24 protein-coding genes are annotated in these 22567 nt (G+C 42.9%); 11 read left to right on the top strand and 13 right to left on the bottom strand.

The window, feature by feature from the left end:
• Window positions 1–13: 13 nt before the first annotated feature.
• From AAC033_RS13300 to AAC033_RS13285, 4 genes are all read right to left on the bottom strand, one after another.
• Window positions 14–976, bottom strand: a complete 963-nt coding sequence (locus AAC033_RS13300) for a glycosyltransferase (protein WP_339738890.1) — start codon at window positions 974–976, stop codon at window positions 14–16.
• Between the two features lie 5 nt (window positions 977–981).
• The gene (locus AAC033_RS13295; protein ID WP_339738889.1) at window positions 982–2145 is read right to left on the bottom strand and encodes a DegT/DnrJ/EryC1/StrS family aminotransferase; all 1164 of its coding nucleotides are present in this window, start codon (window positions 2143–2145) and stop codon (window positions 982–984) included.
• 12 nt (window positions 2146–2157) lie between these two features.
• The gene (locus AAC033_RS13290) at window positions 2158–3600 is read right to left on the bottom strand and encodes a lipopolysaccharide biosynthesis protein (protein WP_339738887.1); all 1443 of its coding nucleotides are present in this window, start codon (window positions 3598–3600) and stop codon (window positions 2158–2160) included.
• 194 nt (window positions 3601–3794) lie between these two features.
• Entirely contained in the window at window positions 3795–4817 is a 1023-nt protein-coding gene (locus AAC033_RS13285; protein WP_339738885.1) for an ATP-grasp domain-containing protein, read from the bottom strand.
• A gap of 520 nt (window positions 4818–5337) precedes the next feature.
• Here AAC033_RS13285 and AAC033_RS13280 point away from each other — a divergent pair.
• Both AAC033_RS13280 and AAC033_RS13275 read left to right on the top strand, forming a co-directional pair.
• A complete protein-coding gene (locus AAC033_RS13280) occupies window positions 5338–6150 on the top strand; it encodes a mechanosensitive ion channel domain-containing protein (RefSeq protein ID WP_339738883.1) in 813 nt (270 codons plus the stop codon).
• 21 nt (window positions 6151–6171) lie between these two features.
• The gene (locus tag AAC033_RS13275) at window positions 6172–7041 is read left to right on the top strand and encodes a DUF3078 domain-containing protein (RefSeq protein WP_339738881.1); all 870 of its coding nucleotides are present in this window, start codon (window positions 6172–6174) and stop codon (window positions 7039–7041) included.
• A 262-nt stretch (window positions 7042–7303) separates the two neighbouring features.
• Here the strand turns inward: AAC033_RS13275 and AAC033_RS13270 are convergent, their stop codons facing one another.
• Entirely contained in the window at window positions 7304–7510 is a 207-nt protein-coding gene (locus tag AAC033_RS13270) for an RNA-binding S4 domain-containing protein (RefSeq protein ID WP_339738879.1), read from the bottom strand.
• Window positions 7511–7519: 9 nt separating this feature from the next.
• A complete protein-coding gene (locus tag AAC033_RS13265) occupies window positions 7520–7873 on the bottom strand; it encodes an MmcQ/YjbR family DNA-binding protein (protein WP_339738877.1) in 354 nt (117 codons plus the stop codon).
• 551 nt (window positions 7874–8424) lie between these two features.
• Between AAC033_RS13265 and AAC033_RS13260 the strand changes: the two genes are divergently transcribed.
• Window positions 8425–9390 (top strand): NAD-dependent epimerase/dehydratase family protein, encoded by a 966-nt coding sequence (locus tag AAC033_RS13260; protein ID WP_339738875.1) that lies wholly within the window; start codon window positions 8425–8427, stop codon window positions 9388–9390.
• Between the two features lie 45 nt (window positions 9391–9435).
• Here the strand turns inward: AAC033_RS13260 and AAC033_RS13255 are convergent, their stop codons facing one another.
• Window positions 9436–10341, bottom strand: coding sequence for an LD-carboxypeptidase (locus AAC033_RS13255; protein ID WP_339738873.1), 906 nt, complete (start codon window positions 10339–10341; stop codon window positions 9436–9438).
• Window positions 10342–10457: 116 nt separating this feature from the next.
• Between AAC033_RS13255 and AAC033_RS13250 the strand changes: the two genes are divergently transcribed.
• A complete protein-coding gene (locus tag AAC033_RS13250; protein ID WP_339738871.1) occupies window positions 10458–11108 on the top strand; it encodes an NAD(P)-binding domain-containing protein in 651 nt (216 codons plus the stop codon).
• A 49-nt stretch (window positions 11109–11157) separates the two neighbouring features.
• Here the strand turns inward: AAC033_RS13250 and AAC033_RS13245 are convergent, their stop codons facing one another.
• The 5 genes from AAC033_RS13245 to AAC033_RS13225 all read right to left on the bottom strand — a co-directional run bounded on the left by AAC033_RS13245 (window position 11158) and on the right by AAC033_RS13225 (window position 15520).
• Window positions 11158–12534, bottom strand: a complete 1377-nt coding sequence (locus AAC033_RS13245; protein ID WP_339738869.1) for a tryptophanase — start codon at window positions 12532–12534, stop codon at window positions 11158–11160.
• A 181-nt stretch (window positions 12535–12715) separates the two neighbouring features.
• A complete protein-coding gene (locus AAC033_RS13240) occupies window positions 12716–13948 on the bottom strand; it encodes an alpha/beta fold hydrolase (protein ID WP_339738867.1) in 1233 nt (410 codons plus the stop codon).
• 106 nt (window positions 13949–14054) lie between these two features.
• Entirely contained in the window at window positions 14055–14438 is a 384-nt protein-coding gene (folK, locus tag AAC033_RS13235) for a 2-amino-4-hydroxy-6-hydroxymethyldihydropteridine diphosphokinase (RefSeq protein WP_339738865.1), read from the bottom strand.
• Window positions 14435–14788 (bottom strand): dihydroneopterin aldolase, encoded by a 354-nt coding sequence (locus tag AAC033_RS13230; protein WP_339738863.1) that lies wholly within the window; start codon window positions 14786–14788, stop codon window positions 14435–14437. Before AAC033_RS13230 ends, folK begins: the two co-directional genes overlap by 4 nt.
• Window positions 14789–14791: 3 nt before the next feature.
• The gene (locus AAC033_RS13225) at window positions 14792–15520 is read right to left on the bottom strand and encodes an SDR family NAD(P)-dependent oxidoreductase (RefSeq protein ID WP_339738861.1); all 729 of its coding nucleotides are present in this window, start codon (window positions 15518–15520) and stop codon (window positions 14792–14794) included.
• Window positions 15521–15716: 196 nt separating this feature from the next.
• Between AAC033_RS13225 and AAC033_RS13220 the strand changes: the two genes are divergently transcribed.
• Window positions 15717–16817, top strand: a complete 1101-nt coding sequence (locus tag AAC033_RS13220; RefSeq protein ID WP_339738859.1) for a universal stress protein — start codon at window positions 15717–15719, stop codon at window positions 16815–16817.
• 43 nt (window positions 16818–16860) lie between these two features.
• On the opposite strand, the gene AAC033_RS13215 is transcribed toward AAC033_RS13220, so the two are convergent.
• Window positions 16861–17469 (bottom strand): riboflavin synthase, encoded by a 609-nt coding sequence (locus AAC033_RS13215; RefSeq protein WP_339738857.1) that lies wholly within the window; start codon window positions 17467–17469, stop codon window positions 16861–16863.
• Between the two features lie 415 nt (window positions 17470–17884).
• Between AAC033_RS13215 and AAC033_RS13210 the strand changes: the two genes are divergently transcribed.
• The 6 genes from AAC033_RS13210 (at window position 17885) to AAC033_RS13185 (ending at window position 22412) form a co-directional block, all read left to right on the top strand.
• On the top strand, window positions 17885–18262 hold the full coding sequence (locus tag AAC033_RS13210) for a hypothetical protein (protein WP_339738855.1): 378 nt from the start codon (window positions 17885–17887) through the stop codon (window positions 18260–18262).
• A gap of 65 nt (window positions 18263–18327) precedes the next feature.
• Window positions 18328–19392 (top strand): glycoside hydrolase, encoded by a 1065-nt coding sequence (locus AAC033_RS13205; protein ID WP_339738853.1) that lies wholly within the window; start codon window positions 18328–18330, stop codon window positions 19390–19392.
• A 2-nt stretch (window positions 19393–19394) separates the two neighbouring features.
• Window positions 19395–20387 carry a beta galactosidase jelly roll domain-containing protein gene (locus tag AAC033_RS13200; RefSeq protein WP_339738851.1) on the top strand — a complete coding sequence of 331 codons (993 nt, stop codon included), beginning with the start codon at window positions 19395–19397 and terminating at the stop codon, window positions 20385–20387.
• 202 nt (window positions 20388–20589) lie between these two features.
• A complete protein-coding gene (locus tag AAC033_RS13195; RefSeq protein ID WP_339738850.1) occupies window positions 20590–20970 on the top strand; it encodes a hypothetical protein in 381 nt (126 codons plus the stop codon).
• Window positions 20967–21404: an SRPBCC domain-containing protein gene (locus AAC033_RS13190; protein WP_339738848.1), complete on the top strand. Its 438-nt coding sequence runs from the start codon at window positions 20967–20969 to the stop codon at window positions 21402–21404. Before AAC033_RS13195 ends, AAC033_RS13190 begins: the two co-directional genes overlap by 4 nt.
• A gap of 93 nt (window positions 21405–21497) precedes the next feature.
• Window positions 21498–22412: a TIM barrel protein gene (locus AAC033_RS13185; protein WP_339738846.1), complete on the top strand. Its 915-nt coding sequence runs from the start codon at window positions 21498–21500 to the stop codon at window positions 22410–22412.
• Window positions 22413–22567 lie beyond the last annotated feature (155 nt).

The raw sequence follows: 22567 nt of genomic DNA, 5'->3' as shown, positions 1-22567 counted from the left end.
GGTAAGTTTTTGCTCATGGACGTAGCAGCTTTCTCACAAAAAACTCGGCAATTGTATTTCTATCATACACTATTGAAATGACTAGAAACTTTGCACCATTTAATACATGGCCTTTTTTTATAAGATTCTTCGAAATGCCAAACGCATATAGGCCAATATTTTTTATCATAATGTCCTCGTATTTGCCATTAAAATCCTTTTTTAAGGTTTGGTAGTGTTTATATAAAGCAATCATATCTTTATTGCTTGCTGATCTTGAAATACCACCCGGATGTATCCGATAGGCAGACATATTATCGGCTAAACATCGTGCTTTCCCGAACTCAAGTAAGGTCAGGAACATTGGCGTATCCCCATACAAATATCCTGGTGTTTTTGAACGTTTCAGAATATGACTCAGATACTCAGCTCTAAACACAACCGAAGCAGTTGGTATCGACCATTTTTCCAACAATTCCCGTCCTACATAATCTTTCTCTTCCAAATGATTAAAGGTCTTCGAATCAAATTCCTGGTTGTCCTCATCAACGATTTTGCATTTATGAAAACACATGGAGTAATCTGGATTATTCTCCAGAAAATCAACTTGTTGCTGTAGTTTGCCGGGGTTTGTCCAAAAATCATCTCCTTCGCATAGGGCAATGTATTTGCCCTTTACTCTTGGGAACAACATTTGAGCAAATGGTTTAACTCCTTTTGAAAATTGATTTTCTGTTTGGAAGGTTATGTCAAAAAAATCAGGATAACGTTTTTTATAGTCGTTCAGTATGGAAACAGTATTATCTTGCGAACAATCATCATTGATAAGAATCTCAATTTTGAAATTGATCTTTTGCATTAAAAACCCATCCAGGGCTTTGGCAATAAATTTTTCGTGATTAAACGTCGAACAGCAAACACTAACAAGGATATCAGACATAGTAAACAAATTTGAAAATAATCGTCCGAGTAGACTTTTATTAAATTTTTTTTCCAATACAGCTATTTTTTGATTGCAGCTCCCATTTTTTTAGATTCAATGGCACCGGCGAAATCAGAAATACAGGTAATGACAAATTCAACTTCATGCAGTTTTAAATCCGGATAAATCGGTAAACAAATAACCTTTTGCGAAGCTTCATGTGCCTTCAATAATTTAGGCGAATTAGCCGATTTATAAACCTCATACATCGGGAATTCACTGATTAAAGGATAAAAATACCGCCGCCCGTAAATACCCTTTTCTTTCAGTTTTTCATAAAGCAGATCCCTGCTTAATCCGTATTCTTGTTCGTCAACAAATATCGGAAAATAAGCATAATTTGATTCTGTATTTTTCGGTTCTGCCAAAAAGGAGATTCCTTTAATGCCTTCTAAATTAGCCCTGTATAAATGGTCGATTACTTTTCGTTTTCCTTTGTTTTCATGGTGTTGTTTTAATTGAAGTAAACCCAGAGCTGCCTGCATTTCATTCATTTTCGAGTTAATTCCGCAAGCCATAATTGCAGTTTCACCCGCAAAACCAAAGTTTTTTAGAAAATCAATTTGCTTTTTTGTGTTTGCATCGTGGCAAATAATTGCGCCTCCCTCCATTGTGTTAAATACTTTTGTTGCATGAAAACTGAGGATCGAAATATCACCGTAATTACAAACACTTTGTCCATTGTAATCAACTCCAAATGAATGGGCCGCATCATAAATTACTTTTAATCCGTGTCGATTTGCAATCTCGCCGATACGTTCGACCTTACATGGATTTCCGTATACATGAACAGGGAGAATTGCTGTTGTTTTCGAAGTGATGGCAGCTTCAATTTTTCCAGGATCAAGATTGCAAAATTCGGGTTCAATGTCAATAAAAGCCGGTTTTATATTATTCCACAACAAACTATGTGATGTAGCCACAAAACTATAAGGTGTCGTTATTACTTCGCCGGAAATACCCAGTACCTGTAATGCTGTTACCAGTGCCAGCGTTCCATTTGCAAACAACGAAATATAGGGCACACCAAGAAATTCACCCAGTTCCTTTTCCAACTGTTTGTGAAAAGGCCCGTTGTTGGTGAGTATTTTTGTGTCCCAAATTTGTTCGAGGTATGGTAAAAATTCCTGTAAATCAGGTAGCGAGGGCTTTGTGACGTAAATGGGGCTTTTCAGTTTATTCATCATGTTGTTGTTTTACAATTTTTTGTTCTGTTTGAAAAGAAAATTTATCAGTTCATTTAACTCGCTAAATTTTAAAAGATAGGATGCACTGATGAAAAAAAGAGTTCCCAAAACACTGCCGAAACCCAGTTGAAAATAACTTTCAGTTAAAATCAGGGAAGGAAAATAAGCTAAAAATCCAGTTATAAATGATAATATTAAAACTGGAAAAATATCTTTTATCTGGGTGGAAAAACCAACGTTTATTAGCTTTCCTGTGTAATATGTATTAATAATTAGTGCTAATAATGATGTTAATATTATGCCATAACACATTACTAAAACGCCAAAAGGCGCAGTTGCAAACAACACAATTGTGATGAGTGCTTTTTTAATTATTTCCAATCGCAGAAAAAGATCAGACCGGCCTTTTACCTGCAAAAGATTTAGGTTTATCGCGTGAATTGGATAAAACATGTAACTAAAACATAACACCTGTAACATTGGGACAGCAGGAAGCCATTTGTCGGTTAAAAGGATTTTAATGAGCGGTTCAGCAAGTCCAAATAGAAGCATCATTAATGGGAAAATTATAAATGCCGACATTTTTAGCAATTTGCGATAATTAGTCGCTAGCTGAGTCAGATTATCCTGCATTTCGCTTAAAATCGGAAAAGTGACCCTTTGGATTATGTTGGTAATGTTCGACGATGGAAGTTGCGCCAGCCCTTTTGCCCGTGTAAAGAAACCTAATTCCGCTGAGGTGAATTTTTTACCGATTACGACCTGGTATATATTCTTATAAACTGTGTCCAGCAATCCTGACAACATTAATTTTGAACCGAATCCAAAAAGCTCTTTAAACGATTGCAACGAAAACACCAATTTAGGTTTCCAGCCGATAAAAATCCATAATAGACTTGTTGAAATGGCAGTAGATGCCAAACCCTGGAAAACCAAGGCCCATACTCCAAAGCCGCTGTATGCCATTGAGATCCCAATAGTTCCGGTAACAATCAGTGTTAAGACCGTTATTTTTGTTTGGGTTTTAAAATCGATAGCTATATTTAGAATTGTACTTTGAATTGCACCTAAGGCCCCAATTACCATATTTAAACTTACGACCCTGACGACCATTGTAAGAATAGGTGAATGATAAAAATTTGCTATGTATGGAGCTGATACAAAAAGGACTAAATAAAAGAACAAACTCACCACAATATTGTAATAAAAAACTGTGGAAAGATCAGATTCCGTTCGATTTTGTTTTCGAATTAAAGCAGCACTAAAACCTCCGTTTATGAATACGGCTGATACTTCAGTGAAAATTAAGATCATTCCTATGATTCCATAATCTGAGGGCGACAATATTCGGGCTATAATAATACCTATAACAAAACTAATTCCCTGCCTCGAAAAACTTTCTATTGAACTCCATTTTAAGCCGGTAGCTGTTTTTTGTTTAAGGCTTGTCATAAATAACTTAGAAATAATATCAATGATTTAGCGCATGGCAGAAAACATACCTCTATGACTATACGCAATTTAAGTGGTCAACCTATTTCTTCGGCGCTCCTTTTCTAATGGAGAAAACCAAGGCAGAAAGTAAATGTAGGAAATTCATAGCAATTTTGGATAATCAATCTTAGGGGAAAGCGATTAGATCAAGATTAACTTTGCTGTTTTTGTTTCAAAATTGCTGGTACTAAGTCTTTAGTTACTGTTAATCCGATTTCGAATTCTAATTTCGATTCATTATTTCCATCTCCATTGAGCCAACTTACCACTTGACCTGGATAATCTACACCTGCTAAATGGCTTATAGGGTAATGGCCGGAAATGCGACAATTCATTTCAATGACGTATGGAATGCTATTTTGAACAATGCAATCCACGGATAGTATTCCAAGTTGTTTAATTTCCTTGCTTAGTGTTATAGCGATCTCTTCAAACTGGGTATTCTCAACAGTCTTCCCAATATCTGTTTCTCCCGCTCTCATTGAGACCTTCCATTTTGCAAAGGTTTTTACGTAGTTTCCTTGAAGATCATTAATAACATCTAATCCAAATTCATCACCATGAATGCATTCCTGTATGATTATTGAATCATCTTTAGTTAAAGATGATTCATATTTTAAATATGAATCAAAGACTTCCTTTTTGCTTTTTTTGTAAAGTACATACAGTTCATTGATGTCATCTATTTTGTAAACGCTCAATGATCCCATCCCCCAGCGCGGTTTAATAATTAGTGGGTATTGAATTTCATTCCTATCAACAGCTTCAACTACCTTTTCTACACTTAAGAATGTTTTAGGTGTTTTAATTCCCAAATTGCTGAGGAGTTGATATGTTTCCCACTTGTCATTGCAAATCCGAACAGATTCTGCAGGAGCTAAAATAAGTTTGATGGAATTCTCTTCAAATGTTTTTTCGTTCTGAGCTAAAACGTACAAGTCAATATCAAATAAAGAAATAACGGCTTTTATATTATTGTCCTTACAATAGGTGATTATACTTTCAATATAATTGTCTTCATAAACAATTGGACTTATAAAAAAGCCATCAGAACTCATCATAGCAATTGAATATGAGCTGTTAGAAGTGTGAATTTCACCAATTCCATCAAGAGCGGTTTTAAAATATTCAACGATATATTTTCTTCTCCCTACAGATGTTAATAAAATATTCATGTGTCAGATTTTATCCATTTAACTAAGCTCTCCATGGAGTTGTTTAAAGTTTCGCTAATAAAACCACGGATCATTCGCGATCCATTACCAGTAATCTTCCCAAGCAGACTTGTCTCCAGAAAACATCCATCACTCGACAATGGGTTTTCTGACCAGGTTTGCTTTTAAATTCTGTCTTAATTCGGAATAATTAACTGCTTTCATGATTTCTTATGCGTACAAAATTAAGTGCTTTTTTAGTGTTTCAAAGTTATTCCGATCGCGGACTGATCATTCTCTTCATACTCTCTTGGTCAAACCCATCGTTCATAAGTGTTTCTTTTATTCGCTTAGGTGAATCATCCGCACATCGCCTATCAATCTCAACGGGATTTCATTGCGGACTGATTACGTTGTATTTTAGGAAGAATCAAAGCCCAAATGAATAAATGATTCACAAGAATTTGAATTGATCATTGGGTTTTCTCGAACAAGTACGGTACATTCATGTTCTTTATAAAATATTTTAAAACCTCAAATCATGGAATATTTAGAAAATGCTTCGAATTGGATCTCAGAAATGATTGTTCTTTATGGTATAAAATTAGTCTCAGCGCTTATCACGCTGGCAGTAGGTCTGTGGGTTGTTAGCATCCTGACAAAGGCACTTTCCCGGCTGATGGACCGTAAAAACATTGATCTCTCGCTTCGTGGTTTTCTGAAAAGCATGACTGGAATCGTACTAAAAGTACTGTTAGTGGTTTCAGTGATTGGTATGATGGGTATTGAAATGACTTCCTTCATTGCCATTTTGGGTGCCGCGGGTCTGGCTATTGGTTTGGCCCTATCAGGCACATTGCAGAATTTTGCCGGAGGGGTCATTATACTCATCATTAAGCCCTTCAAAGTTGGCGACTACATTGAAGCGCAAGGTTATGCCGGGAGTGTTCGCGAAATTCAAATCTTTAATACCATCCTAAAGACTCCGGATAATGTCACCATTATCATCCCCAATGGTAGCTTATCAACCGGATCAGTAAAAAATTACTCGACAGAAGCACAACGCCGTGTTGACTTTGTTTTTGGCGTTGCTTATGGCGATGACTACGATCAGGCCAAATCAGTGCTCACGGCGATAATTGAAGCTGATTCACGCATCCTTAAAGATCCGGCTCCTTTTATTGTTTTGAGCGAACTGGCCGACAGCTCGGTGAATATTACTGTCCGGGTATGGGCGCAGGCAGCCGACTATTGGGCAATCAAATTTGATTTTACGGAACAAGTGTACAAGGAATTCCCAAAAGCTGGATTAAATATTCCGTTCCCTCAAATGGACTTGCATATTCAAAAGTAATCGTAATTGACTCGAAACATTATGAAACGATTAGTAATCTTTTTATTGATAGTACCTGTTATGGGTTTCTCCCAAACATCAAGCGACACCACCAAGGTTTGGAATAAAGGAGGCACCATCTCAGTTAATTTCTCACAGGTTTCGCTCACTAATTGGGCGGCCGGAGGTAAAAGTTCAGCATCAGGAACGGCTTTATTCAATGTTTTTGCCAATTATGCCGAAGATAATAAAAGCTGGGAAAACACGCTGGATGTGGGTTATGGTCTACTGAAAGAAGAAGATGACAAAGCCGTCAAGACAGATGATAAAATTGATTTTAGCTCCAAATTTGGACTGAAACCAAAAGCGGAGAGCAAACTGTTTTACACCGCTTTGTTCAATTTCAGAACGCAGATGACCAATGGCTATAATTACCCAAATACCGACGATGCCATTTCAACCTTTATGGCTCCGGGTTATTTTACCTTGGCATTGGGTATGGATTACAAGCCGAGCGACAAGTTTTCGCTCTTCCTTTCGCCGCTTACTGGAAAGATGACGGTGGTTACCGATGATGAGCTATCGGATGCCGGTGCCTTTGGAGTAGATCCGGGAAAAAAAAGCCGGAGTGAGCTCGGTGCTTTTTTGAAAAGCCAGTTTAAAACCACCGTCGTTAAAAACGTGGACTTTGAAACCAAGCTGGATTTGTTTTCCAACTACCTGGATACCCCTCAGAATATTGATATTCACTGGGATGTTTTGGTGAATATGAAAATCAATGATTTTCTTTCAGCCAATTTAATTACCAACCTGATTTACGACGATGATGTTCATATTGATGATGGAGAAAAAAGTGGTCCGCGGATTCAGTTTAAGCAATTATTTGGGGTTGGACTGAGCTTAAAATTCTAACGAATGCTTAAAATGGACGGTTATTTCCATGGTGTAGTAAACAATATAAGTTCGTTCGTCTGAGAGATAGGGTATTTTTGTGACTAAAACGTGCAGTTCATACAATCCTTTGCAAAAAGTTTGATTTTGAGCGTAGGTTTCATGAAATTTGAGATGTACAATAAAGGGTCAGACGACAGCGTAAACCCGGTTCTTAAATTTCTTACCGTTCTCTCTTAACGCACAAGCACAATCCAAGCCGGCGAGTTCTTCGCCGGCTTCCTCATTTAATCACGATGGTTTGCCCTTCGAATTCGACCTGATCACCCTTTCTTAACTTGGCTCGTTTGCGGTATTCAATTTCGCCATTCAGGCTAACAAGGCCATCCTCAACCACGATTTTGGCCATTCCGCCCGATTCAACCAGCCGAAGCAGTTTCAACAGTTTTATCAGTTCAATATATTCGGTTTTTAATTCAAATTCAATCATGATCAGGTTCTAAAGTGTTGCTAACTCGTTTCGCTGTTTTTTTGTTAGTTTTTCAACAACCATCGCATACGAATGGTCAATCCATTGCCGGATCAATTGGTCGGGCACGGAACCATCAAGTAGAATGGTATTCCAGTGCCTTTTGTTCATGTGGTAACCGGGCATAACGGAGGGATATAATTCACGCAGTTCGACCGCCTTCTCAGGGTCACACTTTAAATTGATGCTTAAATCTCCTTCTAAATCAGTCAAAGCAAACATTTTCCCCATCACTTTAAACACCAGCGTAGTTTCATCAAATGGAAAATCTTCGCTGACTCCTTTTTTGGAGATGCACCAGGTTCGTAGTTCTTCAATATTCATAGGCTGTTGTTGTGGTTCAAAAATAAGGAATTAAATGGGGTTTTCGGGCGGTCGGATAAAAGGCATCTTTAAAATGCTCCAACTCGAGATTTTTCCCACAGAAAATAACGGTCATCACATCGAAACGGGTATCCAGGTAGCTGTCGGGTTCAAAAAAATAAGCTTCGGCAGCATTAATCAGAAAACGGATTTTTTTGTCGCTTACTGCTTCTGAAGGATGCCCATAAGTATCGCTGCCGCGCGCTTTTACTTCGACAATAACCAGCTCATCTTTATCTCTTGCAATGATATCAATCTCGTAATGGTTCGACCGTCAGTTTGTTTCGATAATTTCATATCCGAATGTTCGCAAATATTCCTGGGCGATTTCTTCTCCTTTATTTCCGGTTTCTTTTTGCCGACTCATAAGTAATGTTTTATAAGGCAAGTGAAAGCAATGATTGCTATGGTCAAAATTTGTAAATTTGGGATGCAATTTCATTCACCTTGCGTTAAGGCCAAAGGCGTCGGAAAAATCATTTCATTGTAATTTTCAAACGAAAGACAAGTTTATGAATAAAGAGCAAAACACACCCAGCAAAAAGCCAGGCCGACACACCATTTTGGGAGCTGGCGGAGCCATCGGAAACTGCCTCACACACGAGCTGCTCAGTCACGGGCACGAAGTCCGGCTCGCTTCACGAAGTGGATATGCGATGGAAGCAACCGAATCGGTAAAAGCAAACATTGACTCTTACAACGATACCCTCCGAGCCGTTGAAGGTTCGGATATTGTTTACCTCTGTGTTGGGCTCCCGTACGATGCCAAAGTCTGGAAAGACCTATGGCCCAAAATCATGCGAAATACCATTGACGCATGCAAAAAGGCAAATGCCAGACTCATCTTTTTCGATAACGTGTACATGTACGGAAAAACAGATGAGAAAATGACAGAAACGACACCGTACAATCCGTGCAGTAAGAAAGGGGAAATCAGAGCAGCTATTGCCAGGCAGCTTGAAGAGGAGATGGAGCAGGGGAACATTCGGGCAATTATTGCAAGGTCGGCTGATTTCTATGGCCCTTACGCAGCACAAACCAGTCTGCCGTACGTGATGGCGCTGGAGAAGCTGATGAAGGGGAAAAAGGCGCAATGGATGGTTGATGCCGGCCTGCTGCATTCGTACTCTTACACGATTGACTGCGCCAGAGGATTAAACTTATTGGCTGGCAGCGACGACGCTTTTAACCAGATTTGGCACTTACCCACTTGCAACCCGGGCATAAATGGCGAAACCTTTATTCGTCTGGCAGCTGACGAGCTGGGGCAGGAAGCCAGCTATACGGTACTGAAGAAATGGATGATCAAACTGGGGGGCCTTTTCAATAAAACCATCGAAGAACTTTATGAAATGCTTTATCAGAATGAAATGAACTACCACTTTGATTCAACAAAGTTCAACCATTATTTTCGATACGAACCAACATCGTACGAAGATGGTATTCGCGAAACCATTCATTTTTTCAGCAAACGGTAGGGTTTATTTTTCGAATTTAACCAAGTATTTTTGAAGCTCAAAAAATTAAAGCATAGTCAAGGTTGAACCAGTCGATTTATTGACCTCCAACCGGTACCCTGCCCCAAAAACGAGAGGAAGATTGCGATCGATGTGTCCGGCGGGAAAGTCGAAGCAAACTGGGAAATCGTAGGCTTTTACTGCCTCGCGGATAATTTCCTGGGGCGATTGCCCAAACGGGGCGTCGTTGTCCTTCATCTCTGTGAGACCACCCACCAGCAATCCTTTCAGGCTTTCGAGTTTTCCAGCCAGTTTCAGGCTCTGCATGATCCGGTCGAGGTGGTAGAGGTATTCTGCCAAATCTTCAATAAACAGGATGTTGCCATCAGTTGCCGGTTCGAGCGGTGTACCCATCAGGCTGTAAATCATCGAGAGGTTTCCTCCAGTCAGTCTTCCGGAGGATTCGCCTGGGCGGTTAAATGCCTGGGGTGGAACCCGAACCGGACTATTTTCACCTTTCAGCGTTTTGAGCAGCTCGTTGAAACTGTCGGATGGCTGATCATCTTTCAGGTAAAATCCCGGCATGGCGCCATGGATGCTGCAAAAACCTTCGTTTTGCAAAAGGGCGTGCAAAACCGTAATGTCGCTGAAGCCAACCAACCACTTTGGTTGCTGACGAAAATTCGAAAGATCCAGTTGATCCACCAGGCGGATGGCGCCATAACCACCCCGCGCGCAAACAATTGCCCTGCATTGCGGATCGTCCAATGCTTGCTGTAAATCCCGCAAACGCCGGGTATCAGTTGCCGCAAACTGAAAGTGATTGTCAAAAACATGGTCGCCCCAAACCACCTCGAAACCAGCCTGCTCAAACAAATTCATTCCGGAACGAATTTTCTCTTTCTCCACTTTTCCCGCTGGGGAAACAACGCGAATCCGGTCTCCTTTCTTTAAGTAGTTTGGTATCAGCATCACTTTTCTTTTTTATTTTGAAGGTACAAATCTTCTTTGAGGCCTGAAAACCAAATTCCAAAATAAATCGTATCACTCAGTAACTTGATCATTATTAATTTTTTACACGAATCACCATGAGAAAACAAGTGGGCATTTTAGGTTCAGGAAGTGTTGGCCGTGCATTGGCAAACGGCTTTCTAAAACAGGGTTACGAGGTTAAAATTGGGACCAGAGATAAATTGTGGGTGGCACATTGGCTCAGCGAGGCTGGAGAAAAGGCGTCGGTTGGCACTTTTGAAGAAGCCGCCCACTTTGGAGATTTGGTTGTATTGGCTGTGAAAGGCAGCGCTGCCGAATTTGTGTTAGACTTGGCCGGCGCAGCTAACCTGCATGAAAAAACAGTGATAGATACCTGCAACCCGATCAGCGATGAGGAACCGGTTAACGGGGTATTGCACTTTTTCACCAGGCCAAATTTTTCGCTCATGGAACATTTGCAGGAAAAATATTCGCGGATCAATTTTGTTAAAGCTTTTAGTTGCGTGGGGAATGCTTTGATGGTGAATCCACAGTTTGAAGGTGGCCAACCAACAATGTTCATTTGCGGGAATAATGATGACGCAAAAAAGCACGTGAAAGAAGTGTTGGGTTTGTTTGGCTGGGAAACCGAAGACATGGGAAAAGTTGAAGCCGCGCGAGCTATTGAGCCACTTTGCATGCTCTGGTGCATCCCAGGTTTCCGAAACAATGAGTGGAGCCACGCCTTTAAGCTGTTGAAAAAATAAGCCTGATCCAAGTGACCTTGAATCAGACCTATCGTCATTCGTTCAACAATTAGTTTCGCTGCAGCTTGACTGTGAAGTGGCGCATGATTGGCGCTTCTTCCAGAATCATTAATCCCCGGGTAATCGAATTTCTTCGGTCAAAAATATTCTTCAGGCCGGCGACCACCACATCCATGTGGTTGTTGGTGTAGGTGCGGCGTGGAATAGCCAGTCGCAAAAACTCCAGCTGCGGATACCTGTTCTCTTTTGATTGAGGATCGCGGTCGGCAAGTAGCGTACCCACTTCAACACCACGAACTCCTGCTTCCAGGTAAAGCTCAACGGCTAAAGTCTGGGCCACAAATTCTTCTTTTGGAACCCGGTTTAAAAAGCGTTTGGCATCCACGAAAACGGCGTGTCCTCCAAGTGGTTTTTGGACCGGAATGCCCAATTCAATCAGCTTGTTTCCCAAATAGTGCACCTGTCGGATCCGGTTCTCCAGGTACGCGCCGCTGGTCACTTCATCGAGGCCAATAGCCAGCGCATTCATGTCGCGTCCGGCCATTCCGCCATAAGTGACAAATCCTTCGAACAAGATGTTATAAACCGATGCCTGCTCGTACCAATCTTTGCTTCGCATGGCCAAAATGCCACCAATATTGACGATGCCATCTTTTTTGCTGCTCATGGTCATGCCATCGGCATACTGGTACATTTCGCTTACAATTTCCCGAATTGACCGATTCTGGTAGCCTGGTTCGCGGCTTTGGATAAACCAGGCGTTTTCGGCAAAGCGTGCTGAATCGAAGATCATCGGAATTTGATATTGGTCGGCTACCTGACGGATTTCGCGCAGATTCTCCATGGAAACGGGCTGTCCTCCTGAGCTGTTGCAGGTGAGCGTAACAATGATCATCGGCACCTGCTCTCTGGGATGCTTTTCCAAGACGGCTGTCAGCTTGCCAATGTCTATATTGCCTTTAAACGGGTGCATGCCATTGGTGTCAAACGCTTCATCAATGGTACAATCAACGGCGGTGGCTTTTCGAAACTCGATATGTCCCTTGGTCGTATCAAAATGGGAATTTCCCGGCACGAACTGACCGTCTTTCACCAAGACTGAAAACAGGACGTTTTCAGCAGCCCGCCCTTGATGAACAGGCAAAAAATAGTCGAAGCCAAAAATTTCCTTCACTTTATCCTTCAGGTGGTAGTAGGATGACGAACCGGCATAGCTTTCATCACCGGTCATTAGTGCGGCCCACTGCCGATCGCTCATGGCTCCGGTCCCGCTGTCAGTCAGTAAGTCAACAAAAACCTGCTCACTTTTTAAGTTGAATAAATTGTAGTGGGCCTGATCGATCCATTTTTCGCGCTCTTCACGGGTACTTCGGTAGATTGGCTCTACCATTTTAATTTTATAATTTTCTGCAAAAGGTAAATCCATTTCTCATGTCATTTTAAATATCAAAGTAGAACTACTCACTCCGTTTAAACTGCAGAGAAATGAAAGCATCGCGGTTTTTGATGTTTTTGAATTTGTATTTTGCGTCGTGTACCCTCATCGTTGACATACAACAAAAGTACGGGCTTTCAACCGGAAAAAGCCTAAAATATATCAGTTTTTGCTAGTTGCTGTTCAGGCCGATAAACCAGTTGATGGTCGCGATTCCAAAAGGCAAAATGGCACTTTGGTGGTCTTCACCAGGCAACACAACCATCTTCACGAGCTCGTTGCTGACACCCAGCTCACTGAAATCCTGTTTCATTTTTGTGGAAAGCTCCATGGAAACGAACGTGTCGTTTTCACCATGAAACAAACGGGTAGGCGTGTTTGTATTCCAGGCTTCAACACCGTTGTTGTTCAACGCGTCCTGCACGGGTTGGTAGGCCGCATTGGACTCGTAACCGACACGAAAATCCGGATGCAACAAGTCTGTGACGCTGGTTGTGAGTTGCGCATTGATGTCACCTCCGGTATTGATTCCATTAAATAAATCAGGGATTTTGGCTGCGTACTCATCGTCAAAAATCGTATTCAACGGATTTGAGAATTTTCCATGAACATGGTAGGCCTGCATCAGAAAAGCCAGAAAATAGGGCATGGGATAACTTCCCTGGCTAACGATTAACTCATTCAGCAAATTCAGGTTATAAGGGCCGGCACCACACGAACTGGCTTTTAATTGATAGTCTTCCAGACCATTGCTTTCAATTTCACGCTGAAGCTGCAAAGTTGCCCAGCCGCCCAGTGAATAACCCATCAGGTACAAATCTTCGTTGAGTGATGCCACAATGTGATCCTGGCTCACAAATTCACGTGTTGCTTTTAATAGATCGACCAGGCTTGGAACCATGTTGTCTTTTTCGAGATAAGGATGAAAAACCTGCTTCGACTCTCCAAACCCCGGATAGTCGGGAATCACCACGATAAATCCGAGCGAAGCAAAGCTTTCCAAAACAACGAAAAGGTTGTTTCCCGGGTTTGCCGTTGGCGCCTCGCTGTACTCCACGTTTGTTCCGTTCTGAAAGCTAATTACCGGGTAATCCCCTGGCTCATCAGGAACAGAAACCAGGCCGGATACCGTTAATGGTTCACCTTCGAACGTGGTTTTGTAAGTCACTTTATAAACTAAGGCTCCGGAAGTCACTTCATTGTCCATCGTGCCATCATCATCATATTGTGCCGCCAACGCTGAAAACAAAAATTGCGCGGTACCTTGAGGAATGGTACTGACCTGTTTTTCGGATTCGAGGTAGGTAAACAGCGATTCTTCAACAGGATCATCATTTTTACCACAGGAAACAACGAAAAAAGCGATGAGAAGAACGAATGCAAATTGACTGTAGGGATACTTCATGTTTGGCCTTATTTATTTTGAGATAATTACTCCTGAAAAATTTAATGATCTTATTTTGAGCGGATAATCTGTTGTGCTGGACAGATCCCCTCTTAGAACCAATTCGTTAGCCTGACTCCTTAAACCCAAGCTCAGCAGCCGACTGACGCAGAAAATCACGGGTGTAATAATCTTGGTCAACCACCTGCCCATTCCAAATCATGAGATCCAAATCAATCGTCCGCGGACCGAACTTTATTTGGGTGCGATCACGACCAAGCTGGTCTTCAATCTTTTTCAGGTACAAGTTTAACTCTCGCCGACTCCAATTTGTTTCAATTTTGACAGCACCATTGGTAAAATCAGCCTGATTGGTGTAGCCAATGGGCTTAGTCTTCATCATTTTAGAGATTTTAAGAATTTTGCAATCTCTGCCAATCAATTCGATGGCCCGGGGAATATGGGCCTCTGCTTCAATATTTGATCCGATGCCAATAATGCAGGTGTTCATCGCGTCGCTTCCATTTCGAATGAAACCGATTCGGCAAACCGCAGGGCATGTGGTTTATCCACCTCCACTTTCGCCCAACGCACCCGATCATCTTCCATAATCATCTCCAGCAGGTTTTTTGTCAAGACTTCCAATAGCTTGAAACGTCCGTCCTGCACATACGAAATCACCCGCTTGGTTATCTTTTTGTAGTCGTAAATGCCGTCAGGTTCATCCGATTCCAAAGCCTCATTCGGTATACTCACTTCAATTTCGAGGTTGATCACCACGTCTTGCTTATTCACCAGCTCTTCGGGATTGAATCCAATGAAGGTTCTCAGCAGGAGGTTCTTTACGCGTATTCGTGCCATGTCTCAATTATTTTTTCCAAGGTTTTCACCGCCATCTGCAAAAAGCAGCTGGCCGGTTAAATGATCGTTTGCCAGAATAAAATCGATGCTTTGGAGGATAGGCTCCAGCCCGCCTGGCTTTTGCATTGGGATATTGCTGGCCAAGCTCCACAGGTATTTTTCATCTTTATCTTCAGGCGGCAAACTTACGCCTGGGGCAATGGCATTGACCCGGATATTCGGGGCAAATTCGAGTGCTGCCATTTTTGTCAGCTCCCAAAGAGCTTTCTTCGAAATGGAATAAGCTGCAAAGTTCGAGCGGTTGTTGGTAATCCGAGTATCCACAAAGTTAATGATCATGCTTTTTTCGCAGGCTTTTGCCAAATCGCGGCAAAGCAAAAACGGCGCCTGAAAGTTGACGGTCATCTGCCGCTGAAGTAATTCCAACGAAGTTTCCTTCAAACTTGAGGGCTCAAAAACAGAAGCATTATTGATGAGTAGATCCAATGATTCGAATCGTTTCAACACTGCTGGAATCAGCTGTTGGATCTCCGATTCGTCCATCAGGTTAGCCTGAAAAATGTCAAAGTCGTTTTGAGGAAACTGCTGTCTCAACGCATCCCGAAGCTTCTTCGCCTCCGCTGACGACCTGTTGAAATGGATGGCCACGTTCCATCCCTGGGATGCCAGGAGTTGGGCAATTGCCTTCCCGATCCTTTTTGAAGCGCCTGTTATTAAAGCTGTTTTTTGCATGCCGAAATTTACCGTTTTATGTCAAAAGTGACAACAGCAAATGGATGAATTTGTTTGGATCATTCCATTGATTTGGATCCTTTGTCTGCGATATGTTAAAAAATAGCTTTCTAAAGATTCCCTTGGTATTTTGAAACTAAAACCCGCAGAAAATCGGAAAATAGACCGAGACGAATGTTCATTAAAACGTGTTGTCATGGAAGATAAAATCATCACTATTGCCTTACTGCCTTATCATAAAGCCGAGGTGCTGCGGTCGTTGCTTGACGCGAAAGGAATCGACTGCTCGCTTGAAAATGTTAATCTCATCCAGGGTGCCGTGGCATCCGGCGTTAAAGTGCGCATCAATGCAAAAGATGCCAAAAGAGCTTACCCGGTATTGGATAGGCTGTTGGGGAAGGCAGAGAAGAGCCATCAGAAATCAGAGAACTTTATCCTGATTCCAGTCGATTTTTCCGGCTATTCGTTGAAGGCTGCTTCCATGGGCTTTGAAATTGCACTGAAGCTAAATTCGAGCCTGGTTTTCTACCACGTCATTCCACAGCCTGATTATTTCACCATTCCTTATTCGGATGTCATGGCTTTTGATGCCGGGTTGTACGAGCACTTGAAAGAGCGGGAAGAGTTTGTTAGCGAGGAGTTTGGGCGCTTTCAAAAACAATTGCTGGAGCAGGTCGGACCAGAGGCTTGGAAAACCATCCGGATGGAGCAAATTGTGAAGATGGGCTACCCCGAAGAAGATATTTTGTCGTACACCGAGCTGCATCCGCCGCGTTTGATTGTGATGGGCATCAAAGGGCCGTCGAACGACCTTGACGCCGTTATGGGCAGCACCACGGCCGGCGTGATTTACAAAGCGAAAGTACCGGTTTTGGTTATTCCGGAAAAAGCACCATTACTGAATTTGTCGTCCATCAAGAAAGTGGTCTACGCCACCAATTTTGATGAAAAGGATTTTACCGCCATTGACAAGCTGCTGGGTTTGTTGAAGCCGTTTAACACAGAGGTAACTTGTTTGCACATTGGCGACCGCGACAATGAAGAACTGAACCGTGCCCGGCTAAAAAGCATGAGTAAGGTACTGAAGAAAAGTTACCCGGAAGATTCCGTGACGTGCCAAATGGTTGCCGGCGACGATGTGCTGAACGACCTGGAAAAATACATCCAGGAAAAGGGCATCGACATTTTATCGCTGACCACCCACAAACGCAACATGATTACCCGGATTTTTAACCCGAGCATTGCACGCAAAATGGTGTTTCACTTGAAAACACCTTTGCTGGTGTTTCACGCATAAAAAAATGAAGGGATCCCATCGAAGAAGGATCGGATCCTTTTGCTTACTTGAATGTAGCCAGTTTGCTCAGGTATTTCCCAATAATGTCGAACTCCAGGTTGACCACGGTACCCACCTCAAAGGTATGAAAGTTTGTTTCCTGATAGGTAAACGGGATGATTGCCACCTGAAATGAGTTGTCTTGCGAGTTGACCACTGTGAGGCTGACCCCGTTGACTGTTACCGACCCCTTTTCCACGGTCATGTATCCCTGCTGCGCCTTACGTTTATCAAATTCGTACGCGAAGGTAAAATACCAGCTTCCTTCAGCTTCTTCTACCTTAGTGCAGGTGGCTGTTTGGTCCACATGTCCCTGAACAATGTGACCGTCGAGGCGGCCGTTCATCATCATGCTGCGCTCCAGGTTTACTTTCGATCCCACTTTCCAGTGGCCCAGGTTAGTTTTTGACAGGGTCTCTTTAATGGCTGTCACCGTGTAGGTTTTGGCTTCATTGTCAATTTTTACAACCGTAAGGCACACCCCGTTGTGCGACAGGCTTTGATCAATTTTCAACTCATCAACAAACGAACAGGTCAGGGTAAAATGGTAATTTTCCTGGTCTTTTTCGATGGCTTTCACCACGCCGTATTCTTCAACAATTCCTGAAAACATAGTCTCTCGATTTTTTATGGGGCGAAGTTACCGAATTCGAAGGAAATGGAGAAATTGGCAGCTCGAAGGTTTGTCGGAGATTTTGAATCGTCTTCCCGGCAAGTCTGTATACTCACCCGAGCTCACTTTTGCTGCCTTTTCACACAGTACTTTAAGTTTTCATTTGTACTTGATGATATACCTGACCCGACGACTGTTTCCGCCGGATCGACTTTGGTTATGTTTGAATCAACTGCAGTCATGTTTTGGGGGGAGAGCGTAATTTCCGAAATGAGGAGGGGTACCTCGGGTTCTGTGACATTTCTATGACATCTTATGATATCATGTGATCATTGTTTGACAGTGAGCTTACATCTGTGCCTTTACTTTGTATCAGAAAACAATTTAGAAACAGTAACACTAAAAACTCAAAGCAATGAAAACAACAAGGACAATGACAATGATGGTCGTCGCTTTTTTGATGATGACCGGCCTGACATTCGCAGCAGAAACAACTGCCAGCATGGCCAAAAAAGAACTGGTTCAGGAAATCACCGAAGTCTTTAAAAAGGACATTAAGGAATGGAACAATTACTTTTACAAGAACGACATTAGCAAGATGGACGAGAAAGTACAAGTTTGTTTTATCGTGAATGGAGATCAATCGCTGAGCCTGATCAGACTTAGCTGCAAAGACGGCGCTGCAAAGGACTATGTGAAGCACGTCTTCAAAACTCATCAAATTGAAGCCGACAAGGTGCTTGTGGGGAACGCCTACGTGGTTAATCTCGCACTTCGCTACGAGGCGCGATAGGTCTGGAAGCAGCATTTCGAATTGATTTTGTTTTTAAATATCTTGTACCCAAAGTTCACGACATCATGACCAGCAAGTTTTTAATCGTTTATTTATTGATCCTGACGGCCTTTGGCTCTTCGGAGCTAAAGGCTGCGGATTGGAAATCCCTCATCAGTCTCAACGGAAGTTGGCACTTCACGGTAGGCGATGACCCTGTCTGGGCTGATCCATCAACTGATGTTCGAGACTGGGATCTGATTCAGGCACCGAGAGCCTGGGAGCATTACTACGAGGGATACAACGGCTATGGCTGGTACCGGAAGAATTTCAGCTTGAATTGGATTCCGGAAACTGGCATGGTTCATCTCTTTTTGGGTTACATCGACGATGCCGATGAAGTTTTCGTTAACGGTCAAAAAGTGGGGCAAAGCGGACATTTTTTTCCAAACTATGAAACAGCCTACAACCAGGAGCGCAATTACCTGGTGCCGGTTTCCCTGCTTAGTAAAACAAAAAATGTAATCGCCGTACGCGTGTATGACGAAGGCCGTGATGGCGGTATTATCAGGGCCGATAAGTTTGGTCTGTACTACGACCGCGATCAGGCGCAGATGGCTTTTGATTTGAGTGGAACCTGGAAGTTCACCACCGATGATTTTGGTGATATGCACAACCCGCAAACCAGCGATGAACAATGGGACGAAATATATGTGCCGATGAAATGGGAAAGCCAGGGGTATGCTGATTACGATGGAAGAGCCTGGTACCGCAAGCGATTCTCGTTGCCCGAAAGCCTGAAGGGTGAAGAATTGTACCTGGTTTTAGGAAAAATTGACGACTACGATGTGGTTTTCCTGAATGGGTACAGGATCGGTCAGGTGGAAGAGCTGGACACCTATTCTCGTTTTCAGCGCAGCAACGCCTACTCGCTTTACCGGATCTATAAAATTCCATCTAATTTGTTAAAGAGTAAAAACCTGCTTTCCGTTGAGGTGGAGGATATTTTTCAGGATGGTGGAATTTATGAGGGACCCATTGGAATCATGAAAGAACAAGATGTCCGCGCGTTTCGGGAAAAGATTAGGTGGCAGGAGCAAAACTGGGGTTGGAATTCATTTTTTCGTGATCTGATCCGCTTATTCGACTAGCTATGAAAACAGAAAATATAGTCAAGTGGTTGGGAAGCCTGATGGTGCTGCTGTTGATGGCGCATGCTGTGGTAGCGATTGAACCCGATGAAAAAGATTTACGCGGACTGTGGAAGTTCCGCATTGGCGACCGGAGCGAATGGGCTTCGCCACAATACGACGACGCAGACTGGCATGATATCCGGGTGCCTGCACGTTGGGAGAACGAAGGTTTCCGGGGCTACGACGGTTATGCCTGGTACCGGACTCGCTTTTCGGCTGGTACAGACCTCGAGAATAAAAAACTAACGCTGGAGTTGGGCTATATTGACGACGTGGATGAAGTGTTTATTAATGGCATCAAGATTGGTCAAACCGGCTCATTCCCGCCAAGCTATGCCACGGCGTACAACGCCTTGCGCAAGTACGAAATTCCGTCAAGCTTGATTCGGTTTGGCGAAGAAAATATTCTGGCGGTGCGCGTTTACGACAGCCAGCTTGAAGGTGGAATTATTTCCGGTAATGTCCGCATTTATTCAACGGGGGTGCTGCCCCCCTTTCATCAGGATCTGACTGGCACTTGGTTGTTTAACAAGGGAAAGGTTTTCAACGAGCATGATCACGAGCCCATTCAGGTGCCTGGCGCGTGGGAAAACCAAGGATACAACAATTACGACGGTTACGCGGTGTATACCCGGATCATTCGGGTTTCCAAAGCCATCGCTTCTCAGCGGCTGGTGCTGCTGGCCGGCAGAATTGATGATGCCGACCGGGTGTATATCAACGGCGAATTCATCGGCGAAACGGGAGGTTACAGCCGGCGAGGGGCCCTTGAATCACACCGCGAATTCCGGAATTACTTTATCCCACCCCATGTGTTTAAAGCAGGTGAAGACAATATTTTAGAGATCAGGGTCTACGACTGGGGTGGTTTTGGTGGAATTTACGAAGGCCCGGTTGGGTTGATGACCCAGGATCAGTTTCGTCAGTACTGGAAATCAAAACGGAGAAATTAGTTTTTTGCAAATAGTTTTTCAAGATTAGATTTAGCGTTTAGTTGGGATGGCAGGTCGGAAACGGTCTGCCATTCTTCATTAGCGGGCTACTCTCCGCCCATCTTCTGGATTTCACCAGCCGCCTGTCCGGATGGTTATTAAAAACAAGTTTTTTTCATCCGTTGTTATTGAGAATAGGATAAATTCTAAAAAAGGATAGCGTATGGATGCAAAATTCAAAGGAGGCGTGAATATCGCCATCAAAATACCCAAACGGAAGTACGAAAAAACTGTGGCGTTTTATCGCGATGTGTTAAAGCTCGATGTGGCAGAACAACCCATTGAAAATCCAACTGTGTCGCGAACGCACAAGGTGAAATTTGGAGACAATGTGGTCTGGCTCGATTGTGTTGACAATTACGCCCATTCAGAGGTCTGGCTGGAGCTGAAAACCAATGCGATTGACGCTGCGACTGCGTATCTGAAACGGCAAGGTACTGAAGCTTGCGATGAACTGGAAAAAATCCCCAAAGACATGCATTGGATCACCGATCCTGCGGGGACGGTATTTATTCTGAATGAACATGAAAAAGATGACGGATGATGGAATCAAAAAACAAATTAAAACCAGTAGTGAAGGAAGTCGTTCTGAATGCCCCGATTGTAAAAGTATGGAGAGCGATAACCAATAAGAATGACATGAAACAGTGGTATTTCGAACTGGAAACCTTTCGACCTGAAGTGGGTTTCGAATTTCAGTTTTACGGTGGAAAAGACGAAAAGCAGTACCTTCATCTTTGTCAAGTTACGGAGGTCATTCCCGGTCGAAAGCTGGCCTATTCCTGGCGGTACGATGGCAATCCCGGCAACAGCTCGGTTACGTTTGAGCTTTTTCCCGAAGGCAAAAACACAAAGCTTCGTCTGACTCACCAAGGACTGGAAAGCTTTGGAACCAATAACCCAGATCTTGCCAAAGAGAATTTTGTTGAGGGGTGGAACACCATTATTGGAAAATCAATCAAAGCGTTTGTTGAATAGCTCGACCTGTCAGCGATGTAAATGATTTGTCGTATATTTATCGTCTTGAAAAGAAAAATGCGTTAACCGCTATTCCAACAAATAATTAGAATCATGAGAAAATTTAACAACAGAAGAGATTTTTTAAAGGTTTCAGCAGCCGGAGCTCTGGGCCTGACGGTACTCGGCCCTTTGGCCTGCAGTCAACCAAAAGCCGCCGACCGCAAGAGTTTTGGGGTGGGGCTGCAATTGTACACCATTCGCGATGCCATGGCTGCCGATGCACTGGGCTCGCTGAAAAAAGTATCGGACCTCGGGTACAAAAACCTGGAGCTTGCCAGTTATTCCGATGGTAAGTTTTATGGTTATTCGCCAAAGGAATTCAAAAAAATTGTCAATGATCTTGACATGGAAATCATCAGTAGCCATACCCAGGTTGAGGCAGCCGGAATTACAGTTGACAACGCACAGAAAATGGCTGACGACCACGCTGAGCTGGGCGTAAAGTATTGTGTGCAGCCTTGGGTGAACGACGAAGACCGCAACATTGAAACCTACAAGAAGATGGTGGGCGACTGGAACCAAGTGGGTAAGATTATGAGTGGAGTGGGCATCCAGTTTGGTTACCACAACCACAATTTCGAATTTGAAAATATTGATGGCGTGGTGCCCTATTATGATATTTTTATGGCGGAGATGGATCCTGAATACATCACCATGGAGATTGATCTTTTCTGGGCCAACAAAGCTGGCGTTGATCCGGTGGAGCTGTTTAAAAAATATCCGGGACGTTTCCAGTTGTTTCACATGAAAGACATGCACAACCACGAAGCCCCGTTTTTCGATGTGAATAAAGACGATGTGGCATCGGTAGGAGCCGGAGTGATTGATTTTAAGGCGATTTTGGAAGCCAAAGAAGTTGCCGGCATGAAATATATGTTTGTTGAAGATGACAATCAGGGTAACGGAAAACCGTTTGAAGAGCTGGAAGTAAGCATCAAAAATCTGACGACGAAAATTCTAGTGTAAAACGCGGATGTATCATTTATGCAAGCCCGGTTCTGTCTCAGTTCCGGGTTTTTTTGTTGGGCTCAACCAGCATGAATGTTTCTCGGTCAATTCGTACCAAAATAACCTAATGACCACCGAAAGACAATTGAATGACTTTTTAATGCCATTAAGTA

It is taken from the genome of uncultured Sunxiuqinia sp. (assembly GCF_963974515.1).
Classification (GTDB): Bacteria; Bacteroidota; Bacteroidia; order Bacteroidales; family Prolixibacteraceae; genus Sunxiuqinia.
This window is presented reverse-complemented; position numbering and strand designations above follow the sequence as displayed.